The following is a 17,470-nucleotide window of genomic DNA, read 5'->3' on the forward strand; positions in this document are numbered from 1 at the left end:
AAAGCTATCGTAATCTTAAACATTTTAGTACCTTTGTCCCCCTTAAAACAGGTATTAATTTTATAAGACCATGCCATTTAATAAAGACAGGAACAGTCGCGATGACAACTCCGGAAGAGACCACAAAAAGTCTGACAGATCTGAATCTACCGGCAGATCCAATCGCGAAGACAGTAACAACCCACCTTTTTCAAAATTCAGAAAAGACGATTCTAGCTTCAGCCAGGACAGAAAACCTTATAGCGATAAGCGAGAAGGTTCTGGGGATAGAAAACCTTATGGAACCCGCGATAGCGGAAGTTCTTACGGCGACAGAAAACCTTACGGCGATAAGCGAGAAGGCTTACGGAACTCGCGATAGCGGAAGTTCTTACGACGACAGAAAACCTTACGGCGATAAGCGAGAAGGCTCTGGAGATAAAAAGCCTTACGGAACTCGCGATAGCGGAAGTTCTTACGGCGACAGAAAACCTTACGGTGATAAGCGAGAAGGCTCTGGAGATAAAAAACCTTACGGAAACCGTGAAGGAGGAAGTTCATACGGTGAGAAAAAACCTTACGGTGATAAAAGAGAAGATTCTGGTGACAGAAGACCATTTGGTTACCGCGAAGGTGGAAAGACTTTTGAAGACAGAAAAGCTTACGGTGATAAAGGCAAAAGAGCGGAATCTGGAGACAGGAAACCTTATGGAAACCGCGAAGGTGGAAGTTCTTCTGAAGATAGAGAAGTTTATGGCCATAAACGTAAAAGCGAAACATCTGACGAAAGAAAAGCACCTAGAGAAAGAAAAGAATTTGACGGCAATAAGCCTTTCCGCCCTAAAAGCGATGAGGACCGCAAACCTTTTGTAAGTACTGATAGAGATTTCAAGAGAGAAGATCGCCCGTACGAACCAAGAGAACATCATGGCGAAAGATCTGACTACAAGGATAGAGACGGAAAATCACCTCGTAAAAGATTTGACGAACGCTCTACCGAAGGCCAGGATGATCAAATCAGGTTAAAAAGCAGTGAAAGCAATAGATCTTTCAAAAAAGACGATGGTTTAATTAGGCTGAACAGATTCATTGCAAACTCTGGAATATGTTCTAGAAGAAAAGCAGATGAATTGATCGCTTCGGGTGTTGTTTCTGTTAATGGCGAAGCTGTAACTGAACTTGGCACAAAAGTTAACCCAGCTGTTGACCAAATCAAATACAATGGCGAAATATTGAAGCGTGAAAAAATGGTTTACGTTTTATTGAATAAGCCAAAAGATTATATTACTACTACTGATGATCCTCAGGAACGTAAAACAGTAATGGAGCTGATTTCAAAAGCTACCAACGAGCGTATTTATCCGGTTGGTCGTTTAGATAGAAATACTACTGGACTTTTGTTGATGACCAACGATGGCGATTTAGCAGATAAACTATCTCATCCAAAAAACAGCATCAGCAAGATTTATAACGTAGAACTTGATAAAAATTTAACGCAAGGTGATTTTAATAAAATTGCTTTCGGTGTTGAATTGGAAGATGGTTTAATTAAGCCAGACGAAGTAAGTTATGTTAGAGGTGGTGCAAAAAACGAAATCGGTATTCAAATCCATAGCGGAAAAAACAGAATTGTACGTCGTATTTTTGAAAGTCTTGGTTATGAAGTTGTAAAACTTGACCGCGTTATTTATGCAAATCTTACCAAAAAAGATCTTACAAGAGGTCGCTGGAGATATTTAACTGAAAAAGAAGTTATTCAGTTGAAGCATTTTACGAAAGGTTAATCCTTTTTTATAAGTGTTTAAGTAACACACAAGGCCTTAACGGATAACGTTGAGGCCTTTTTTCTTGGTTTTGTATTTTTTTAGTGGTCCACCAGAATATCATAATGACTTAACAGCCCGGCTAAGCCATTAGTAGAGAATTTAGCTTTCTTGACCCGATTGCTTTCTGGGTTAATGGTATAATTATATGCCGTAGAAAAATCAACTTTTTCCAAATTGCTTTGGTCAAACTTAGCATCGGCCAAATCGCAGTTCAAGAACTTCGATTGCGTTAAATCAGCAGCATTAAAATCAACCTCCTTTAAACTGCAGTTTTCAAAATGAGTACTCTTTAGCTTTAAGCGATAAAAGGACGACAGGTTTATATTACAATCTTTAAAACTCACCGAAAAAAGAAAAGGATTGCAATGCTCAAAGTGTAAACCCAGCAGTTTACAAGTAACAAAACTTACATTTTTAAAAGATGCCTTCGCAATGTTAGCTAAGCTCAAATTACAGTCAATAAACCTACAATCTATAAAGTCTATTGCAAACAGATCTGCCTCAGAAAAATCGCAATTGTTAAATGTACAATCATCATACTCTCCCTTTTGCAACAGATTCCGCTTATAACTTTGTTTTTCAAAAGTTTTCCCCTCAACAAAAATATTCACAGTCACAAAATTTTATTATTTCAACCTAACCAACTCTACATTATCATACTCGCTTACCATCAATGGTACTTTTTCCAGGCTCACAAAGCTTAAATCTAAACCAAAACCTTTCTCTTCCGATAAACTGAAATGCTTTAAGATAAAGTAATAATCTAAAGTTACCTTGTCCCAAAACGAAAGCTTGTTAGATCTCGACAGTATTTTCTCTAAAACCACGAACCTAAAATCGCCAACCATATTAAACTTAGCTAAAGATTCGTATCTGCTTGTAATGTCAACCTCGTTATTTTTAACCAAATCTTCCACTACTTTTCTAAACAACACACTAATCTTCTGTTCTACCCTAAAACCAAGCTTAAAATCAATCCTAATCAATTTACCCGGTATAAGGTGCTCAATCTTATAGCTCGACTCATACGGCTCATCTAAAACGTCAACGTGTACCAACCAATAAACGTCCGCCCGCTTCGGTTTCTTTTGAAGAATAGAATAAATAATTTTCGATTCAATTTCTGAAGAGAAGTTAGCGCTGGTTAAATACACCAATTGCGATGCAAATTTAGGAACCGTTTCATCTTCACTAAGTGATTTGATCACATCAAAATACTGTTCTATCTCCACAAACTTTACAAATCGGTTTTTAATTTTCCGGGCAGAGTGCCAAGCCCACATTACGCTAAACAAAATGGAACCGATTAATACCGTAAACCAACCACCATGTAAAAACTTAGCTAAGTTACCAGCAAAGAAAATACTCTCTAAAATTCCATAAACCAGCAAAAACAAGGCAATCAAATAGTTTGGATATTTTTTCTTCTTAAGATAAACTGAGACTAAAATAGTGGTCATCAGCATCGCAATGGTGATGGACAAACCGTAAGCGGCCTCCATATTCTCCGACCTTCTAAAGTAGAGCACAACCATTAAACAGCCTGCCCAAAGCAACCAGTTCATACTGGGTACATAAAGCTGTCCTTTAGCTTCTGATGGGTAATTTATTTTAACCTTTGGCCATAAATTCAATCTTACTGCTTCAGAAATTAAAGTAAAAGAGCCCGAAATTAATGCCTGACTGGCAATAACTGCAGCTGCTGTAGCAATAGAGATTCCGAAAATCAAAAACCAATCTGGCATCATCCTAAAGAAAGGATTACGGTCATCTAGCAACTCATTTTGGATATTCCATAGGTAAACACCTTGTCCAAGATAATTTAAGATTAAACAGCTTTTTACATAAATCCAGCTTATTCTGATGTTTTTTCTGCCACAGTGCCCTAAGTCTGAATATAAAGCTTCGGCACCAGTTGTACACAAGAAAACTGCTCCTAGTATAGCCAACGCACCTGGATTATTAATCAACAAATCCACAGCGTAATAAGGATTGAGCGCTTTCAAGATCATTGGAAACTGCACAATATATACAATCCCTAAAACGCCCATCATGGTAAACCAAACAAACATAATAGGCCCAAAAGCCTTACCTACTAAAGAACTGCCAAACTGTTGAATAATAAATAGTAGGGTGATGATGGCAAGTACAATGGGAATGGTCTGTAAATCGGGATAAAAAATCTCCAAACCTTCAATAGCTGCCGAAATGGTAATTGGTGGTGTAATAATTCCATCTGCCAGTAAGGCACAACCGCCAATAATGGCTGGAACAACCAACCATTTGGCTCTTCGTTTCACCAAAGAAAAAAGCGAAAAAATCCCACCTTCTCCTTTGTTGTCTGCTTTTAGGGTAATTAGCACATATTTAATGGTTGTTTGTAAAGTCAATGTCCAAAAAACACAGCTTAAACCACCTAGAATAAGTTCTTTTGATATAATTCGATCACCGATGATGGCTTTAAAAACATAAAGCGGAGAGGTACCGATATCTCCGTAAATTATCCCTAAACTAATGAGTACGCCAGCGGCAGATAATTTATTTAAGTTAGTATGCTTAGACAAAATAGTAGAAAATTAATTATGCAAATTAAACTAAAATAATTCAATCGAAACTTTAAAATTTCAGTAGCGTAAAAATTGATTAGTACTATAGGGATTAGAATGTTAAAATTTGTTAACAACTGAGAATTATAAATAATAGTATGAGTTATTAAAAATTTATTTTATACTTTTGTTAGTGTAGATAAAAATGAAAAAAAGGAATCTCATAAAAGCACTTTTCGCTCTGGTTATCGTTGCAGGTTTTGCGGTGATGATGCCTGTATTTGCAAAAAACAGTGCACTTGATGGTGACTCTACACTTACAAAATCAATCTTAAAGTTTAAAGACAATAGACCAAACCGCCCTGTTTTTGAAAACAGTTTTAAAACAGACTTTGATGCTTTTATGTTTAAGATGACGAGCTTAAAAGCCGCTTCTAACGCAGATAAATCTGTTATTAGCGCAAAAAATCAACCCGCAAAAAATTTATCGTCATTTGCTTTAGATCTTCAAAAACCTATTGATAATGTTAAAATTTATCCAAACCCGGTTTCAGATCAGTTAAACTTAACGTATTATCTAAAAAAAGACGGATTGGTTACTATAAAAATTTTAGATGTGTTGGGGAATGACATTTATACTTTGCTTAACCAAAAACTGTTAGCTGGTACACAAACCAATAAGTTCATCATCGAGAGTAAATTAAATACCGGTTTTTACTTTGTACGAATTGTAGCAGGTTCTGATTCTATTGTAAAAAGAATATCAGTACTGTAATTGGAATAATATTTTTGAAAGCCCTGATGATCTCATCGGGGCTTTTTTATTTTTGTTGAAATTTTAGAAATATGAAGATTATTGCTATCGGCAGGAATTATGCTGAACATGCTAAAGAATTAAATAACGCTATCCCAGAGAATCCGGTTTTATTTTTGAAGCCAGATACAGCGGTTTTAAAAAACAACAAACCTTTTTATCATCCAAAGTTCTCCAATGAAATCCATCACGAGATTGAAGTGGTTCTTAAAGTTTGTAAAGAAGGGAAATTTATTGCTGAGAAATTTGCACATAAATACTATGAAGAAATTGGTTTAGGGATTGATTTTACGGCTCGCGATCTGCAGACCCAGCTAAAAGAGAAAGGACTGCCTTGGGAAATCTCCAAAGCTTTTGATAACTCGGCACCAGTTAGCGAGTTTATGGCAAAAACAGCATTCGAAGACTTGAATAATATCGAATTTTCTTTATTGGTGAATGATGAGCTAAAGCAGAGCGGAAATACTGCCGACATGATCCACAATTTTGATAAAATAATAAGCTACGCATCCCAGTATTTCACCTTAAAAAAAGGTGATTTAATTTTTACGGGAACTCCTGCTGGCGTATCAAAAATAAACATCGGCGATAAGCTAAAAGGCTACTTACAGCACACAGAACTATTAAATTTCGAAATTAAATAAGCGTTTTCTGCAATGACCAAACTACAGAAGCTTAGCTTCATTATTTTATTACCTATCAGTCTTTTTACGTCCACTGCAAAATGTCAGGAGAATAATTTACCCGCAATTGCTTCCGATTATTTTAGAAATCCCTTAGCTATTCCGCTTTATTTAGCTGGTAATTTTGGAGAACTTAGAAGCAACCATTTCCACTCCGGCCTCGATATTAAAACCAACCAAAGAGAAGGTTTGCCTGTATATGCTACTGCAGACGGCTACGTTTCTCGCTTGCGTGTACAAATTGGAGGCTTTGGCAACGCGTTGTATATTAACCACCCAAATGGTGTAACCAGTGTTTATGCACATCTCCAGAAATTTGACCCGCTTATTGAAGCTAGAGTTAAAGCTTTTCAGTACGAAAAACAAAGTTTTCCTATCGACGTTATACTTACTCCGATTGAGATTAGGGTAAAAAAAGGCGATATCATCGCATACTCAGGCAATACTGGCGGGTCTGCGGGGCCGCATTTACATTTTGAATTACGGAATACAAAAACCGAGGAAACCATTAATCCGATAACTTTAGGAATCAAAATTAAGGACACCACAAAACCGCAGATGAGTGCACTATACATTTATAAAACCAATAAAACGGTTTTTAATGAACATACACCCAAACAGTACTTTGCAGTATACGGAAGCAATGGCATTTATAATTTAGGTAAAGTTGGAACAATAGCTGTAAACGGTGAGTTTGGCTTAGGTATTACCGCCTTTGACCAACAAGACGGGAGCGCAAACCACAATGGCGTGTTTTCTACCACCATTAAGCTGGATGGTGAAATTATATACGAGTGTGTAATTGATAAATTTGCTTTTGAAAATTCCAGAGCTATCAATGCCTATATAGATTATTACAGCAAGCTAAGTTCTGGCAGGGTAATCCAAAAAGGATTTATAGCTGAAAGTCCTAAAATCAAATTTATAAAAGCAGCTAAGAACCGAGGTTTAATGGAGCTTACCGACCAGGCTACGCACAAGATTGAGTATGTGTTAAAAGATGTCGAAGGTAACGAATCGGTACTCACATTTAATGTTAAAAACAACGCTACAATTAGTAATAAGCCTTTTGACAACAAAGGTTTGCTGATGAGCTACAAAACTGTTAATAAATACGAAACCAGCGAAGTTAAGATGAGCCTACCGGTGGGAGTTTTATATAACGACTTATATTTTGATTACGCAGAAAAAGCCCAGCCCAGCTACGCAATCTCTAAAATTTATCAGCTACACAATAAATTTACGCCTTTGCACAATCCTTTTGAACTGGCTATCAAAGTTGATTCTAGTAAGCTGAATTATGCAGACAAACTCATCATTTATCAATTAGAAACTGGTTCGCAGGGTGGTGTTTTTAAAGATGGTTATATATTGGCAAACCCAAAAACCTTCGGAAATTTTTGTTTGAGAGCCGACACTGTTGCACCCGTTATTTCGGCAATTAACGTTAACGATGGCGCTAATTTATCAAAACAAAGCGTAATGACGTTTAAGATATCTGACAGTCTTTCGGGAATTAAGAGCTTTAATGGCTATATTGATAACCAATGGGTATTGATGGAATACGATTCAAGAAACGGGAAGCTTTGGCATACTTTCGATGAGAAAACCGGCTTTGGTAAACATTTATTCAAATTAGTTGTTACCGATAATAAAGAAAATAGCAAAACTTACCAGATAACTTTTTATAGATAGAAGATGGCGAATTTAAAAGTAGGTGATGTAGCACCAAATTTTACTGCAAACAATCAAAATGGGGAAACTGTTAGCCTTTCGGATTTTAAAAGAAAAAATATCATCCTATATTTTTACCCGAAAGACAATACGCCCGGTTGTAACGCAGAAGCATGCAGTTTTAGAGACAATTACCAGCTTTTTACCAACAAGGGTTTTGAGGTTATAGGTGTTAGCACTGATGATGAAAAATCACATAAAAAGTTTGAAGCAAAATTTGACCTTCCGTTTACCTTAATTGCCGATACAGAAAAAACTGTTGTTGAAGCTTATGGCGTCTGGGTTGAAAAAAGCATGTACGGAAAAACCTATATGGGTACTGCCCGTAAAACTTTCGTAATTGATGGAGACGGAAAAATCAACTTAATTATTGAAAAAGTTGACACCAAAAATGCTTCACAACAATTGATGGATCTGTTGAAGTAAAATGATTAAAAAAAGATTCCCGAAAAGCATACCTTTTCGGGAATCTTATAAAGACGGACGTAGCGTTAAATGAAAAGGAACGGCATTCTGCTCAATTTTTTTATTAAGGATTAAATCGGCAGTCATTGTTCCCATTTCAACAAAGTCTGTAGAAATTGTGGTTATCCCTTTTAAAATAAGTTTTTTCAACGGAGTCTCATTATATGAAATAATCCCTACGTCTATTCCCAGTACTAGATTTTGTTCCATTACTTTCTCAATCAATATCACCAGGTCATCCTCCATCAAGTTAATATAAACTTCGCCTTTAGCTAGGCTTTGTGTGGTGATGTTATTTACAATTTCGTGGTTAAATGCATATTGTTGGCAAAAGCGCTTAAACCCTTTGATAATCTCCTTAGGGAAATAACTTTTTTCAGGAAAAATAATCTTTAAGGTATCGTATTTCTCCAAGCGACAGATTGCTTCTTTTAAAGCGTTATAAATATCCTGTTCAAAATTCTCATAAACTGCCCCAAATTCACCTTCAATTCCAGTAATTTTTTTATCCAATAAAATTAATTTCTCTTTTGGAAGTGTATTTATGATATCATGAGCAATATCTCCACTCTCTAAAAAATGTGGGATAATTACATAATGAGAATAATCTGTCCGGCGGTTTTGGATCAACTTTTTAAATATACTGTAATTGTTATTATAGATATAAAAATCTACCAAAGCATCTGGACCTAAGGAATTCACCAAACTATCGTAAATAATTTTTTTATGGGCCGATAGCTTGTTGAAAAGTAAAAAGACTTTGATTTTTTTTGCCGAAGAAATATTGGAGACAAAAAAACCTCTGCCCGGAACGGATATAATTATTCCAGCATTTTTTAAATACTTATAGCCTTTCTCTGCAGTATCTCTAGAGATTTCCAACATGTAACTCAACTCGTTTATAGACGGAAGAATGTCATCTTTTATCAGTTTCTCATCCTCTATTGCCTCAATTATAGCATTAGCCACTTGTAGATATTTTGGCGTGGCAGCATAATCATCGATATAGATTACCTTAAGAAACTCAGCTGGCGTCATATTTTAAGAAATAAACTTTTAGAAATAATAAATCTAGGGCTTATCGAACTTAAACACATCACCTATCTTCTCATCAGAATTAAATGATACTTTTAAATCGGTAATTATACCGGTTTCTAGGCTATACGCCCAACCATGAACACTTAATTGATGATCTTGTTTCCAAGCATTTTGTACTGTACTTGTTTTTGCTAGGTTATAAACATTCTCTATTACGTTTAATTCCACCAACCGCTTTCCACGTTCGGTTTCATCCTCCATCATATCCAGCTCAAAAGCGTGAGTACGATAAACGTCTTTAATGTGACAAAGCCAGTTATCAATAAGTCCGTATTGTTTGTGGCTCATCGCCGCCAAAACTCCTCCGCAACCATAATGTCCACATACAATAACATGCTTTACTTTTAAAAGCGTAACAGCATAGTCCAACACACTTAACATGTTCATATCTGAATGAATAACCATGTTTGCGATATTTCTGTGCACAAAAATATCTCCTGGGTTAGTACCGGTAATCTGATTTGCCGGTACTCTACTATCCGCACAGCCAATCCATAGAATAGGCGGATTTTGTCCCTGCGCTAGCTTTTTAAAATAGTCTTCATCTTCTTTCAAAGTTTCCGCTACCCATTCTTTATTCCAGCTCAACAGGTTCTCATAACTGATATCATCGCTATCATGACCGAGAGATATATTTATAGTTTTTCCGGACTGTGTAGCTTTTCGAATTCTTTTAGGCATTTTCTTTTTGTGTTTTAATAATCAAATCTTTTAGTTTTGGTAGTTCGTAATTCTGGCGAATATTAACGAGTTCTACCTTAATTTTTTTTGTGTGGGCATGTTCCTCAAAATCAAAAATAGTTGTTAGTACATCTTTATCTATAAATAAAGATTCCGTTCCATCAATTATTACTGTTTTATCTCTTAAAATATTGGTTAACGTATATTGAATTGTGCCTTTATTTAAAAACGAAACCTCCTGTGCAAGCTTAATTCTAATGATATTATCGCCTTTACTTTGATCAACGCTGTAAAAATAAGGGTTTCTATAGTTAGTTCGTAATAAAAATATAATTCCAACGGCTAAACCAATACCTACTCCCATTAAAAGATCGGTGAATACTACCGCTAACACCGTAACTAAAAATGGAATAAACTGATCTTTCCCATCATTCCACATTTTTTTAAACAAAGATAATTTCGCTAGTTTATAACCAACTAGCAGTAAAATTGCCGCCAAACATGAAAGGGGAATCTGATTTATTAATGTTGGTATTAAAAGCACCGCTAGCATCAAAAATATACCGTGAAATATGGCAGACATTTTGGTGCGTCCACCAGCATTTACATTGGCAGATGAGCGTACAATAACCGCTGTCATAGGCAAAGCGCCCACTAAACCAGCAAGAGTATTCCCTATACCTTGTGCTATTAACTCTCTATTGGTTGGCGAAACCCTTTTTATTGGGTCAATTTTATCAACCGCTTCTAAACTCAACAATGTTTCTAACGACGCCACAATTGCAATTGTTACCGCTACAGTCCATATTTTAGGATTAGCAAATTGCGTGAAGTCTGGAAAAACAAAGAGTCCTTTGAAGTCTGTTAGGCTTTCTACAACAGGTATTTGTACCATTTGACCCGCTAGTAATGAAAACGAAGTTCCATCAAACAAATTTGCCAATAAAACCCCTACCGCAACAACTAACAACGGTGCAGGAACTACGGCAAATTTCTTAACTTTTGGCCACAGCACCAATATCAACATAGAAACCGCTGCAATAATTATGGCGCCCATGTTAAACCTACTCATTGCACTGCCTATCGCAGATAAGGTATTCTCATTATCGGACTGAAAAAAAGACTGGTCGCCTTCGTAGTCAGCGTCATAACCTACTGCATGTGGAAGTTGTTTTAGTATTAAAATAATACCGATTGCAGCTAACATTCCTATAATTACACTATTTGGGAAATAGTTGCCAATTGTTCCTGCTTCTAAAACCCCCAAAACAATCTGCAATAAACCCGCAATAAAAATGGCTAGCAAAAACGCATTGAAGCTTCCTAAATCCGTTATAGCGGTTAAAACAATCACTGTTAAACCTGCCGCTGGCCCACTAACACTTAATTGCGAACCACTAAAACTAGCAACAATAATACCCCCAATAATTCCAGATAAAATACCAGAAAACAATGGTGCACCAGATGCTAAAGCTATACCTAAACATAAAGGTAAGGCTACTAAAAAGACTACTACACCAGCGGGTAAATCTTTTTTTAAATTCTTGGGATTATAGTATTTAGCCATACCACTCCCCTTGAGAGATTCTTTATAATCAATCATCCTAATTTCTTTTTTAAATAAATAAACCTTTTTTTGAGAAAAAATTTACGAGAAATTAGGAGGTGGCGTAGGTACCGCCGGGAAATATAGGGTTAAGTATTTTTTTGAAAAGTAGTGATAATTTGAAAAATTAGTACTTAATGAATAATTAAAGGAGAGATTGTAAGATTTTGTAAAATCATTTCCATTATTAAAAACCTTATTGGTCTCGTTTGTATCTCTAGTCTCATTCTCTAATTCGAGTTGCATGATTGCAGAGTTCACTAACTTTTTATCTAAATTAAAAACAACAGGAGCAACAGCTATAAACATTTTCACCGCAAAGATGAAAAGGAATATTATACCGTAAAAAAAGATGCGACTTTGCTTTAGCACTAATTAAATGTTAAATAAATCTAAATTATCACAACAAAAGTAAAAATCAAGATCATTTAATTTTAATTATCAATGCTATTTTTTTGTAAAAAAATTATTAACACAATCTAAACAGCTAATATTCCGTTCTTTGTTTTGCAGGAATGAACAAAATCGAAACTTTATTTTGATTTAATTTAAACATCTATAAAACAGTGCTTCAAGATTACCTAAACCAACAATTCCTTTCTTATTTTACAGATTATGAACGATATAGAGCAGATTACTCAGGAACTCACTTGGAAACTACGACAAAAGGAGCTTTATCCGGATTTATCGATTGATGTAATTAAACTACCGGAAGATGATTTAGGTACGCATTTAGGTTTGTTTTACGAAAACAAGTTAGCCACCGTGGTCTCTTTATTTCAAAAAGAAGACCATTTACAGTTCAGAAAATTGGCAACCGATAGTAAATATCAAAGATTAGGTTTGGGGAGTAAAATGATTAATTATGTTATCGATTATGCTAGAGAAAAACAGCTGCAAAAAGTTTGGTGTAACGCCCGCTTAAGTGCTACCGGATTTTACAAAAAACTAGGTTTTACCGAAATTGGAGAAGTTTTTTCTAAAGGTGGAATTGATTACGTGATTATGGAAATCACAATTTAATAGTCTTGTTTAAATTTTGTTAAGCAAACAAAAAGTGATTTTGCTATCTTCATCCCATGAATGAGAATTTAGACCCTAACATCGAACGCTTAAACAATACCGATAAGGAGATTGAAAAAGTACTTCGACCACAGGAGTTTGAGGATTTTACCGGTCAGGAAAAAATTTTAGAGAATCTTCGGATTTTTGTGCAGGCCGCTAAATTACGAGGAGAGGCTTTAGATCATGTACTACTACATGGCCCTCCCGGCTTAGGAAAAACTACACTTTCGCATATCATCGCTAATGAAATGGGCGTGGGCATAAAAATCACAAGCGGTCCTGTGCTGGATAAACCTGGAGATTTAGCAGGTTTACTAACCAATCTGGACGAAGGCGACATCTTATTTATTGATGAAATACACCGATTAAGTCCACTTGTAGAAGAGTACTTATATTCAGCAATGGAAGATTTTAAAATCGATATTATGCTGGAGACCGGTCCAAATGCCCGCTCTGTGCAGATATCATTGAATCCATTTACTTTAGTAGGCGCTACAACACGTTCTGGCTTACTAACATCCCCTTTAAGGGCCAGATTTGGAATTAATTCTCGTTTACAATATTACGACGCTAAATTACTTACGACCATTGTAATGCGATCTGCACAGATTTTAAACACGCCCATTACAGATGAAGGCGCTTTTGAGATTGCTCGCAGAAGCCGTGGAACACCACGTATTGCAAACGCACTTTTAAGACGAACCAGAGATTTTGCCCAAATTAAAGGCAATGGAAGTATTGAAACGGAAATTGCCAAATATGCACTCAATGCTTTAAATGTAGATGAACACGGTTTAGATGAAATGGATAATCGAATTTTGTCGGCAATTATTGATAAATTTAAAGGTGGACCCGTAGGCTTAAAAACAATTGCTACCGCTGTTGGCGAAGATGAAGGCACTATTGAAGAAGTTTATGAGCCATTTTTAATTCAGGAAGGGTATTTAATGCGTACCTCCAGAGGAAGAGAAGCGACAGAAAGTGCATACAAACATTTAGGAAAATTAAAAATAGGAGGCACAGGTACTCTTTTTTAAATTTAAGAAATTATTATATTAGACCCCATGCAAACACATAATTTTGATGTAGATATTACCACGCCATCTACAAACCAAAAAATCAAAATCAACAAAGACTTTATAGAAGTTAATAACGACAAAATAGCCTGTGAAGACGTAAAGGCAGTTAAGTATGGTGTTTCTTTGCTTGGTGGTACAAAAAAACCGAACGGAAAAGAGTACAACATTGATATTTTAGGCAAAAACGATAAAACGATAAGCATCAGATTTAAATCTAATAAAGTAGAAGATTTGTTAGAAGAAGACCATACTTATTATTATATCATGTCTGGCGTTTGGCAATATGTTAAAAAATATTTGGTAAGCCATTTTATTGAAGTGCTTAATAATAAATCTGATTTTTCGGTAGGGAATACGCAGATTACCCACCAAGGATTTATGCTTGAGTACAGTAGTGGTTTCTTGTTCTGGAAAAAACAAAAAATAGAATTGGTACCTTGGGCCAACCTTAAATATTACCTTAATAAGGGAATTTTATACGTGGAAAGCCTAGACGATAGAAGCAAAAAAGCAACATTTAGCTTGCACCATGACTGGAACGCAGTAGTATTGAACACCTTATTGCATTATTTATGGCAAGATCATCGTAAAGAAAAATTAGCAAAGGGTCAGGAAATTTAAAGCCCTCCATCACGAAAGTTAAATAACAAAATCCTAACCAAAATTGGTTGGGATTTGTTGTTTATATTTAAATTTACAAATAAGAGATTAACAAAATACAAACATACAAGTAATTAAAAATATTTACAGTAAATTTAGTTATGACAAAACTACTCAGCTGTGTTTTATGTTGCTTGAGCTTAACAGGATTTGCTCAAGAAAACACCAATAGCTTACCAATAAAAAGTGGACAGCCTGGCGTTTTAAACAAAAATATCAGAATATGCGCTCCTTCAAGGGCAAGCCAAATTGGGAAACAACCTCTTCTTGTTATTAAATACGGCAACCAAGAATATCATTTTAAAAACGACAGCTCTCCCTTTCCAAAGCTTACCTCCCCAGAAAACATCGAAACAGTTACCATATTAAAGGCCGAAGAAGCAACCGATAAATTCGGTGAAGATGGCAAATATGGCGTTATCATTATCTCTATAAAGGACAACAAAGTTTCTGAGTTTAAAAAGAACCTAAGAAAATATAAAAACGAGCGGAAATAGAACGAGCTAAACTTTAATTGGTTCATCGCTGTACTTTACATTCTTCTTTAGTGCTTAATCTTCCTGTTTATGATTAGGCTTTTTATAGCATACCCATGGTTGCAGTTCTCCTCATACCCCCAGTTCAAAATGGCAAGTAAAAACTAAATAAATAAATAAATAACTAAATAACTAAATAACTAACTAAAAACTAAACCCCTCTCCTCTTCAGCTCCCTATTAATCAAATTCAATTCCCTACTCATTTGCCCCGCAATGGAAGTATTTTCTTCGGCTCTTCTAAAAAGGTAAGGTAAAACAGATTTAACCGGCCCATACGGTACATATTTTACCACATTGAAATTATTGACGGATAAATTAAAACTGATGTTATCACTCATCCCCAGAAGTTGTGCAAAATAGATATGTGGATGATTGGATTTTATTTTTCGTTGTTCTATTTCCGCTACTAAAATTTCGCAACTGTGCTGGTTATGCGTAGCTGCTGCAAATGCAATATGCGTTATATGATCTAAGCAGAACGAAACCGAAGCATCAAAATCTCTATCGGTAGCTTCTTTATCTAAATGTATTGGCGATGGATAACCTTTCTCAACCGCTCTAATCCGCTCTTTCTCCATATAAGCACCTCTTACCAGTTTAGCGCCCAAAACAAATTGTCCCGTTTCTGCAATGGTAAAATCTGCAATTAACGACGTCAGCTTATCATTACGGTAAAGCTGATAAGTGTTAAATACAATTGGTCTGTCTTTATTATATTTCTGCATCATCGCTATTGCAACGTCATCAATCACATCCTGAATCCAAGATTCCTCGGCATCAATCATCACGGGCTGATAAAAATCGGAAGCTTTTTTACAGATCAGCTCAATTCTGTTCAATGCCTTTTGCCACTCTACCGCTTCAAAATGTTTCAATTCTTCTTTACTAGCTATCTTTTCTAGCAAAGAAAACCGAGCCAGACCACTGACTTTAAAAACACAGAAAGGAATTGCTTGTGGCATTTCTACTGCTTTATCAATACTGTTTAAAATATGTTGGGCGGTTTGGTCAAACACGCTTTCTTCAGCTGCACCTTCTACAGAATAATCTAAAATTGTTCCAACCTTATTGGCGAATAACCTTAAAACTACGGGCGTACATCCGCTAATTGTTTCGCCACCACAAAACTGTTTAAATAAAGTTGCTTTGATAATTCCAGAAACTGGCATTCTTAAAAATAGTGCGGTTTTTGTTAAAACCGGCCCTACTTTCGCTAAGAAGCGGTTGCTAATTATTTTAAATAGCCAGTAAGATTCTTTGAGCTCCTTATTGCTTAAATGCTTAAAAGCAATTTCGGTATTGTCAAAAGACAAACTAGAAACAGGAATTTGGTTTTCCATTGGTTTTTTTAGGTTACCAACAAAATTATAAAATGATTTGCGATTAAAAGCATCTGAAACAAGCGTTTTTTGTAAGTTTGTTACCATGATTAAATTTACGTTAGAAGGAGAGTTTATCCCCTTAATTCAGCTTTTAAAAGCTACGGATTTGGTTTCTTCTGGAGGAGAAGCACAAATGGTAGTATTGGACGGTTTGGTTAAATATAACGGCGAAATCGACTATAGAAAAAGATTAAAAGTAAAAAGAGGCGATATAGTTGAATTTAACGGACAAACCATCAGTATTATATGAAATCGATACAAAACAGCAACTACCAAGTTTACTTTGATAATAGTTTAAGCGTTTTAAACGAAGTTCTTGCGAGGAAAACCTACTCAAAGGTTTTTATTTTAACTGATGAAGTAACCGGAGAGCTCTGCTTGCCAGTATTGCGTGAAAAATTACCTGAACTTACAGATTTTGATTTAATTGAAGTGCCTAACGGCGAAGAAAACAAGACCATTGATTTCTGTATCGGTATTTGGAGAACCCTTTTAGATTTCGAAGCTGATAGAAATGCTATTCTAATAAACTTAGGTGGCGGCGTAGTCACTGATATGGGAAGTTTTGCGGCTTCTACCTTTAAGCGAGGAATTGAGTTTTTACAGATTCCTACCACTTTACTTTCGCAGGTTGATGCTTCCGTTGGTGGTAAAACAGGTATTGATATGGATGATGTTAAAAACATTATCGGCACTTTTGCACAGCCACAAGCTGTAATTATCTCCACCGAGTTCTTCAAAACATTATCGGATAGGGAAATGACTTCTGGCTTTGCGGAAGTTATTAAACACGGAATTATTGCTGATGCTGATTTTTTTACTGACGTTGCACAATTAGAAAATGCCAGAGCTATAACCGAAGCACACATTTATCATTCTGTAGAGATAAAAAACAATGTAGTAACTGAAGATCCTTTTGAAAAAGGCTTAAGAAAAACGTTGAACTACGGACACACCATCGGTCACGCGATAGAGTCTTGGTCTTTATCTAACGAAAAAAATTCTTTATTACACGGCGAGGCCATTGCTATTGGGATGATTTGCGAAGCTTATTTAGCTATGCAATTGGTTGGCTTATCAGAAAAAGATTTAGCTACCATTACAGAAACATTTTTGAAATATTACGGAAAGTATAATATCAGAGAAGGCATTGAAAACGAGCTTTTAAACATCATGAAGCAGGATAAGAAAAACCAATCTGGAAAAATTAGCTTCTCCTTACCAGATAAAATTGGTAATTGCAAGTTTGATATTTTTGTAGAAGAAAAGTTAATTAGAGAAAGCTTAGCTTATTACCAGTCACTTTAATCTTCA

The 17,470-nt window shown here is 35.7% G+C and carries 18 protein-coding genes; 12 read left to right on the forward strand and 6 right to left on the reverse strand.

Annotated features, from left to right (window positions below; genetic code table 11):
- The first annotated feature begins 70 nt into the window (after positions 1–70).
- Both B176_RS21005 and B176_RS19620 read left to right on the forward strand, forming a co-directional pair.
- The gene (locus B176_RS21005) at positions 71–361 is read left to right on the forward strand and encodes a hypothetical protein (protein ID WP_154647986.1); all 291 of its coding nucleotides are present in this window, start codon (positions 71–73) and stop codon (positions 359–361) included.
- Entirely contained in the window at positions 279–1,763 is a 1,485-nt protein-coding gene (locus B176_RS19620; RefSeq protein WP_154647987.1) for a pseudouridine synthase, read from the forward strand. Before B176_RS21005 ends, B176_RS19620 begins: the two co-directional genes overlap by 83 nt.
- Positions 1,764–1,843: 80 nt before the next feature.
- Here the strand turns inward: B176_RS19620 and B176_RS0113580 are convergent, their stop codons facing one another.
- On the reverse strand, positions 1,844–2,416 hold the full coding sequence (locus tag B176_RS0113580) for a pentapeptide repeat-containing protein (protein ID WP_017259369.1): 573 nt from the start codon (positions 2,414–2,416) through the stop codon (positions 1,844–1,846).
- 15 nt (positions 2,417–2,431) lie between these two features.
- Entirely contained in the window at positions 2,432–4,369 is a 1,938-nt protein-coding gene (locus B176_RS0113585; RefSeq protein ID WP_017259370.1) for a KUP/HAK/KT family potassium transporter, read from the reverse strand.
- A 187-nt stretch (positions 4,370–4,556) separates the two neighbouring features.
- Between B176_RS0113585 and B176_RS20355 the strand changes: the two genes are divergently transcribed.
- The 4 genes from B176_RS20355 (at position 4,557) to bcp (ending at position 8,008) form a co-directional block, all read left to right on the forward strand.
- On the forward strand, positions 4,557–5,126 hold the full coding sequence (locus tag B176_RS20355; protein WP_017259371.1) for a T9SS type A sorting domain-containing protein: 570 nt from the start codon (positions 4,557–4,559) through the stop codon (positions 5,124–5,126).
- 71 nt (positions 5,127–5,197) lie between these two features.
- Positions 5,198–5,809, forward strand: coding sequence for a fumarylacetoacetate hydrolase family protein (locus B176_RS0113595; RefSeq protein WP_017259372.1), 612 nt, complete (start codon positions 5,198–5,200; stop codon positions 5,807–5,809).
- 12 nt (positions 5,810–5,821) lie between these two features.
- Complete coding sequence (locus tag B176_RS0113600; RefSeq protein WP_017259373.1) at positions 5,822–7,543, forward strand: M23 family metallopeptidase; 1,722 nt, start codon at positions 5,822–5,824, stop codon at positions 7,541–7,543.
- 3 nt (positions 7,544–7,546) lie between these two features.
- Entirely contained in the window at positions 7,547–8,008 is a 462-nt protein-coding gene (bcp, locus tag B176_RS0113605; protein WP_017259374.1) for a thioredoxin-dependent thiol peroxidase, read from the forward strand.
- 45 nt (positions 8,009–8,053) lie between these two features.
- Here the strand turns inward: bcp and B176_RS0113610 are convergent, their stop codons facing one another.
- From B176_RS0113610 to B176_RS0113620, 3 genes are read right to left on the reverse strand one after another with little or no spacing between them, the layout of a single operon-like run.
- Positions 8,054–9,085, reverse strand: a complete 1,032-nt coding sequence (locus tag B176_RS0113610) for a GntR family transcriptional regulator (protein WP_017259375.1) — start codon at positions 9,083–9,085, stop codon at positions 8,054–8,056.
- Between the two features lie 33 nt (positions 9,086–9,118).
- On the reverse strand, positions 9,119–9,826 hold the full coding sequence (locus B176_RS0113615; protein WP_017259376.1) for a carbonic anhydrase: 708 nt from the start codon (positions 9,824–9,826) through the stop codon (positions 9,119–9,121).
- Positions 9,819–11,429, reverse strand: a complete 1,611-nt coding sequence (locus B176_RS0113620) for a SulP family inorganic anion transporter (RefSeq protein ID WP_017259377.1) — start codon at positions 11,427–11,429, stop codon at positions 9,819–9,821. Before B176_RS0113620 ends, B176_RS0113615 begins: the two co-directional genes overlap by 8 nt.
- Before the next feature lie 618 nt (positions 11,430–12,047).
- Between B176_RS0113620 and B176_RS0113630 the strand changes: the two genes are divergently transcribed.
- The 4 genes from B176_RS0113630 (at position 12,048) to B176_RS0113645 (ending at position 14,733) form a co-directional block, all read left to right on the forward strand.
- A complete protein-coding gene (locus B176_RS0113630) occupies positions 12,048–12,455 on the forward strand; it encodes a GNAT family N-acetyltransferase (protein WP_017259379.1) in 408 nt (135 codons plus the stop codon).
- A 56-nt stretch (positions 12,456–12,511) separates the two neighbouring features.
- Positions 12,512–13,534, forward strand: a complete 1,023-nt coding sequence (gene ruvB / locus B176_RS0113635; protein WP_017259380.1) for a Holliday junction branch migration DNA helicase RuvB — start codon at positions 12,512–12,514, stop codon at positions 13,532–13,534.
- A 27-nt stretch (positions 13,535–13,561) separates the two neighbouring features.
- Entirely contained in the window at positions 13,562–14,197 is a 636-nt protein-coding gene (locus B176_RS0113640; RefSeq protein WP_017259381.1) for a hypothetical protein, read from the forward strand.
- A gap of 140 nt (positions 14,198–14,337) precedes the next feature.
- Complete coding sequence (locus tag B176_RS0113645; protein ID WP_154647988.1) at positions 14,338–14,733, forward strand: hypothetical protein; 396 nt, start codon at positions 14,338–14,340, stop codon at positions 14,731–14,733.
- A 190-nt stretch (positions 14,734–14,923) separates the two neighbouring features.
- On the opposite strand, the gene B176_RS0113650 is transcribed toward B176_RS0113645, so the two are convergent.
- Positions 14,924–16,201: a proline dehydrogenase family protein gene (locus tag B176_RS0113650; RefSeq protein WP_017259383.1), complete on the reverse strand. Its 1,278-nt coding sequence runs from the start codon at positions 16,199–16,201 to the stop codon at positions 14,924–14,926.
- Here B176_RS0113650 and B176_RS0113655 point away from each other — a divergent pair.
- Complete coding sequence (locus B176_RS0113655) at positions 16,200–16,406, forward strand: RNA-binding S4 domain-containing protein (RefSeq protein WP_017259384.1); 207 nt, start codon at positions 16,200–16,202, stop codon at positions 16,404–16,406. The two genes, B176_RS0113650 and B176_RS0113655, sit on opposite strands and share 2 nt — an antisense overlap.
- Entirely contained in the window at positions 16,403–17,464 is a 1,062-nt protein-coding gene (gene aroB / locus B176_RS0113660; RefSeq protein ID WP_017259385.1) for a 3-dehydroquinate synthase, read from the forward strand. The genes B176_RS0113655 and aroB overlap by 4 nt, the downstream gene beginning before the upstream one ends.
- Positions 17,465–17,470: the final 6 nt, after the last annotated feature.

Origin of the sequence: Pedobacter arcticus A12 (assembly GCF_000302595.1) — a bacterium.
Classification (GTDB): Bacteria; Bacteroidota; Bacteroidia; order Sphingobacteriales; family Sphingobacteriaceae; genus Pseudopedobacter; species Pseudopedobacter arcticus.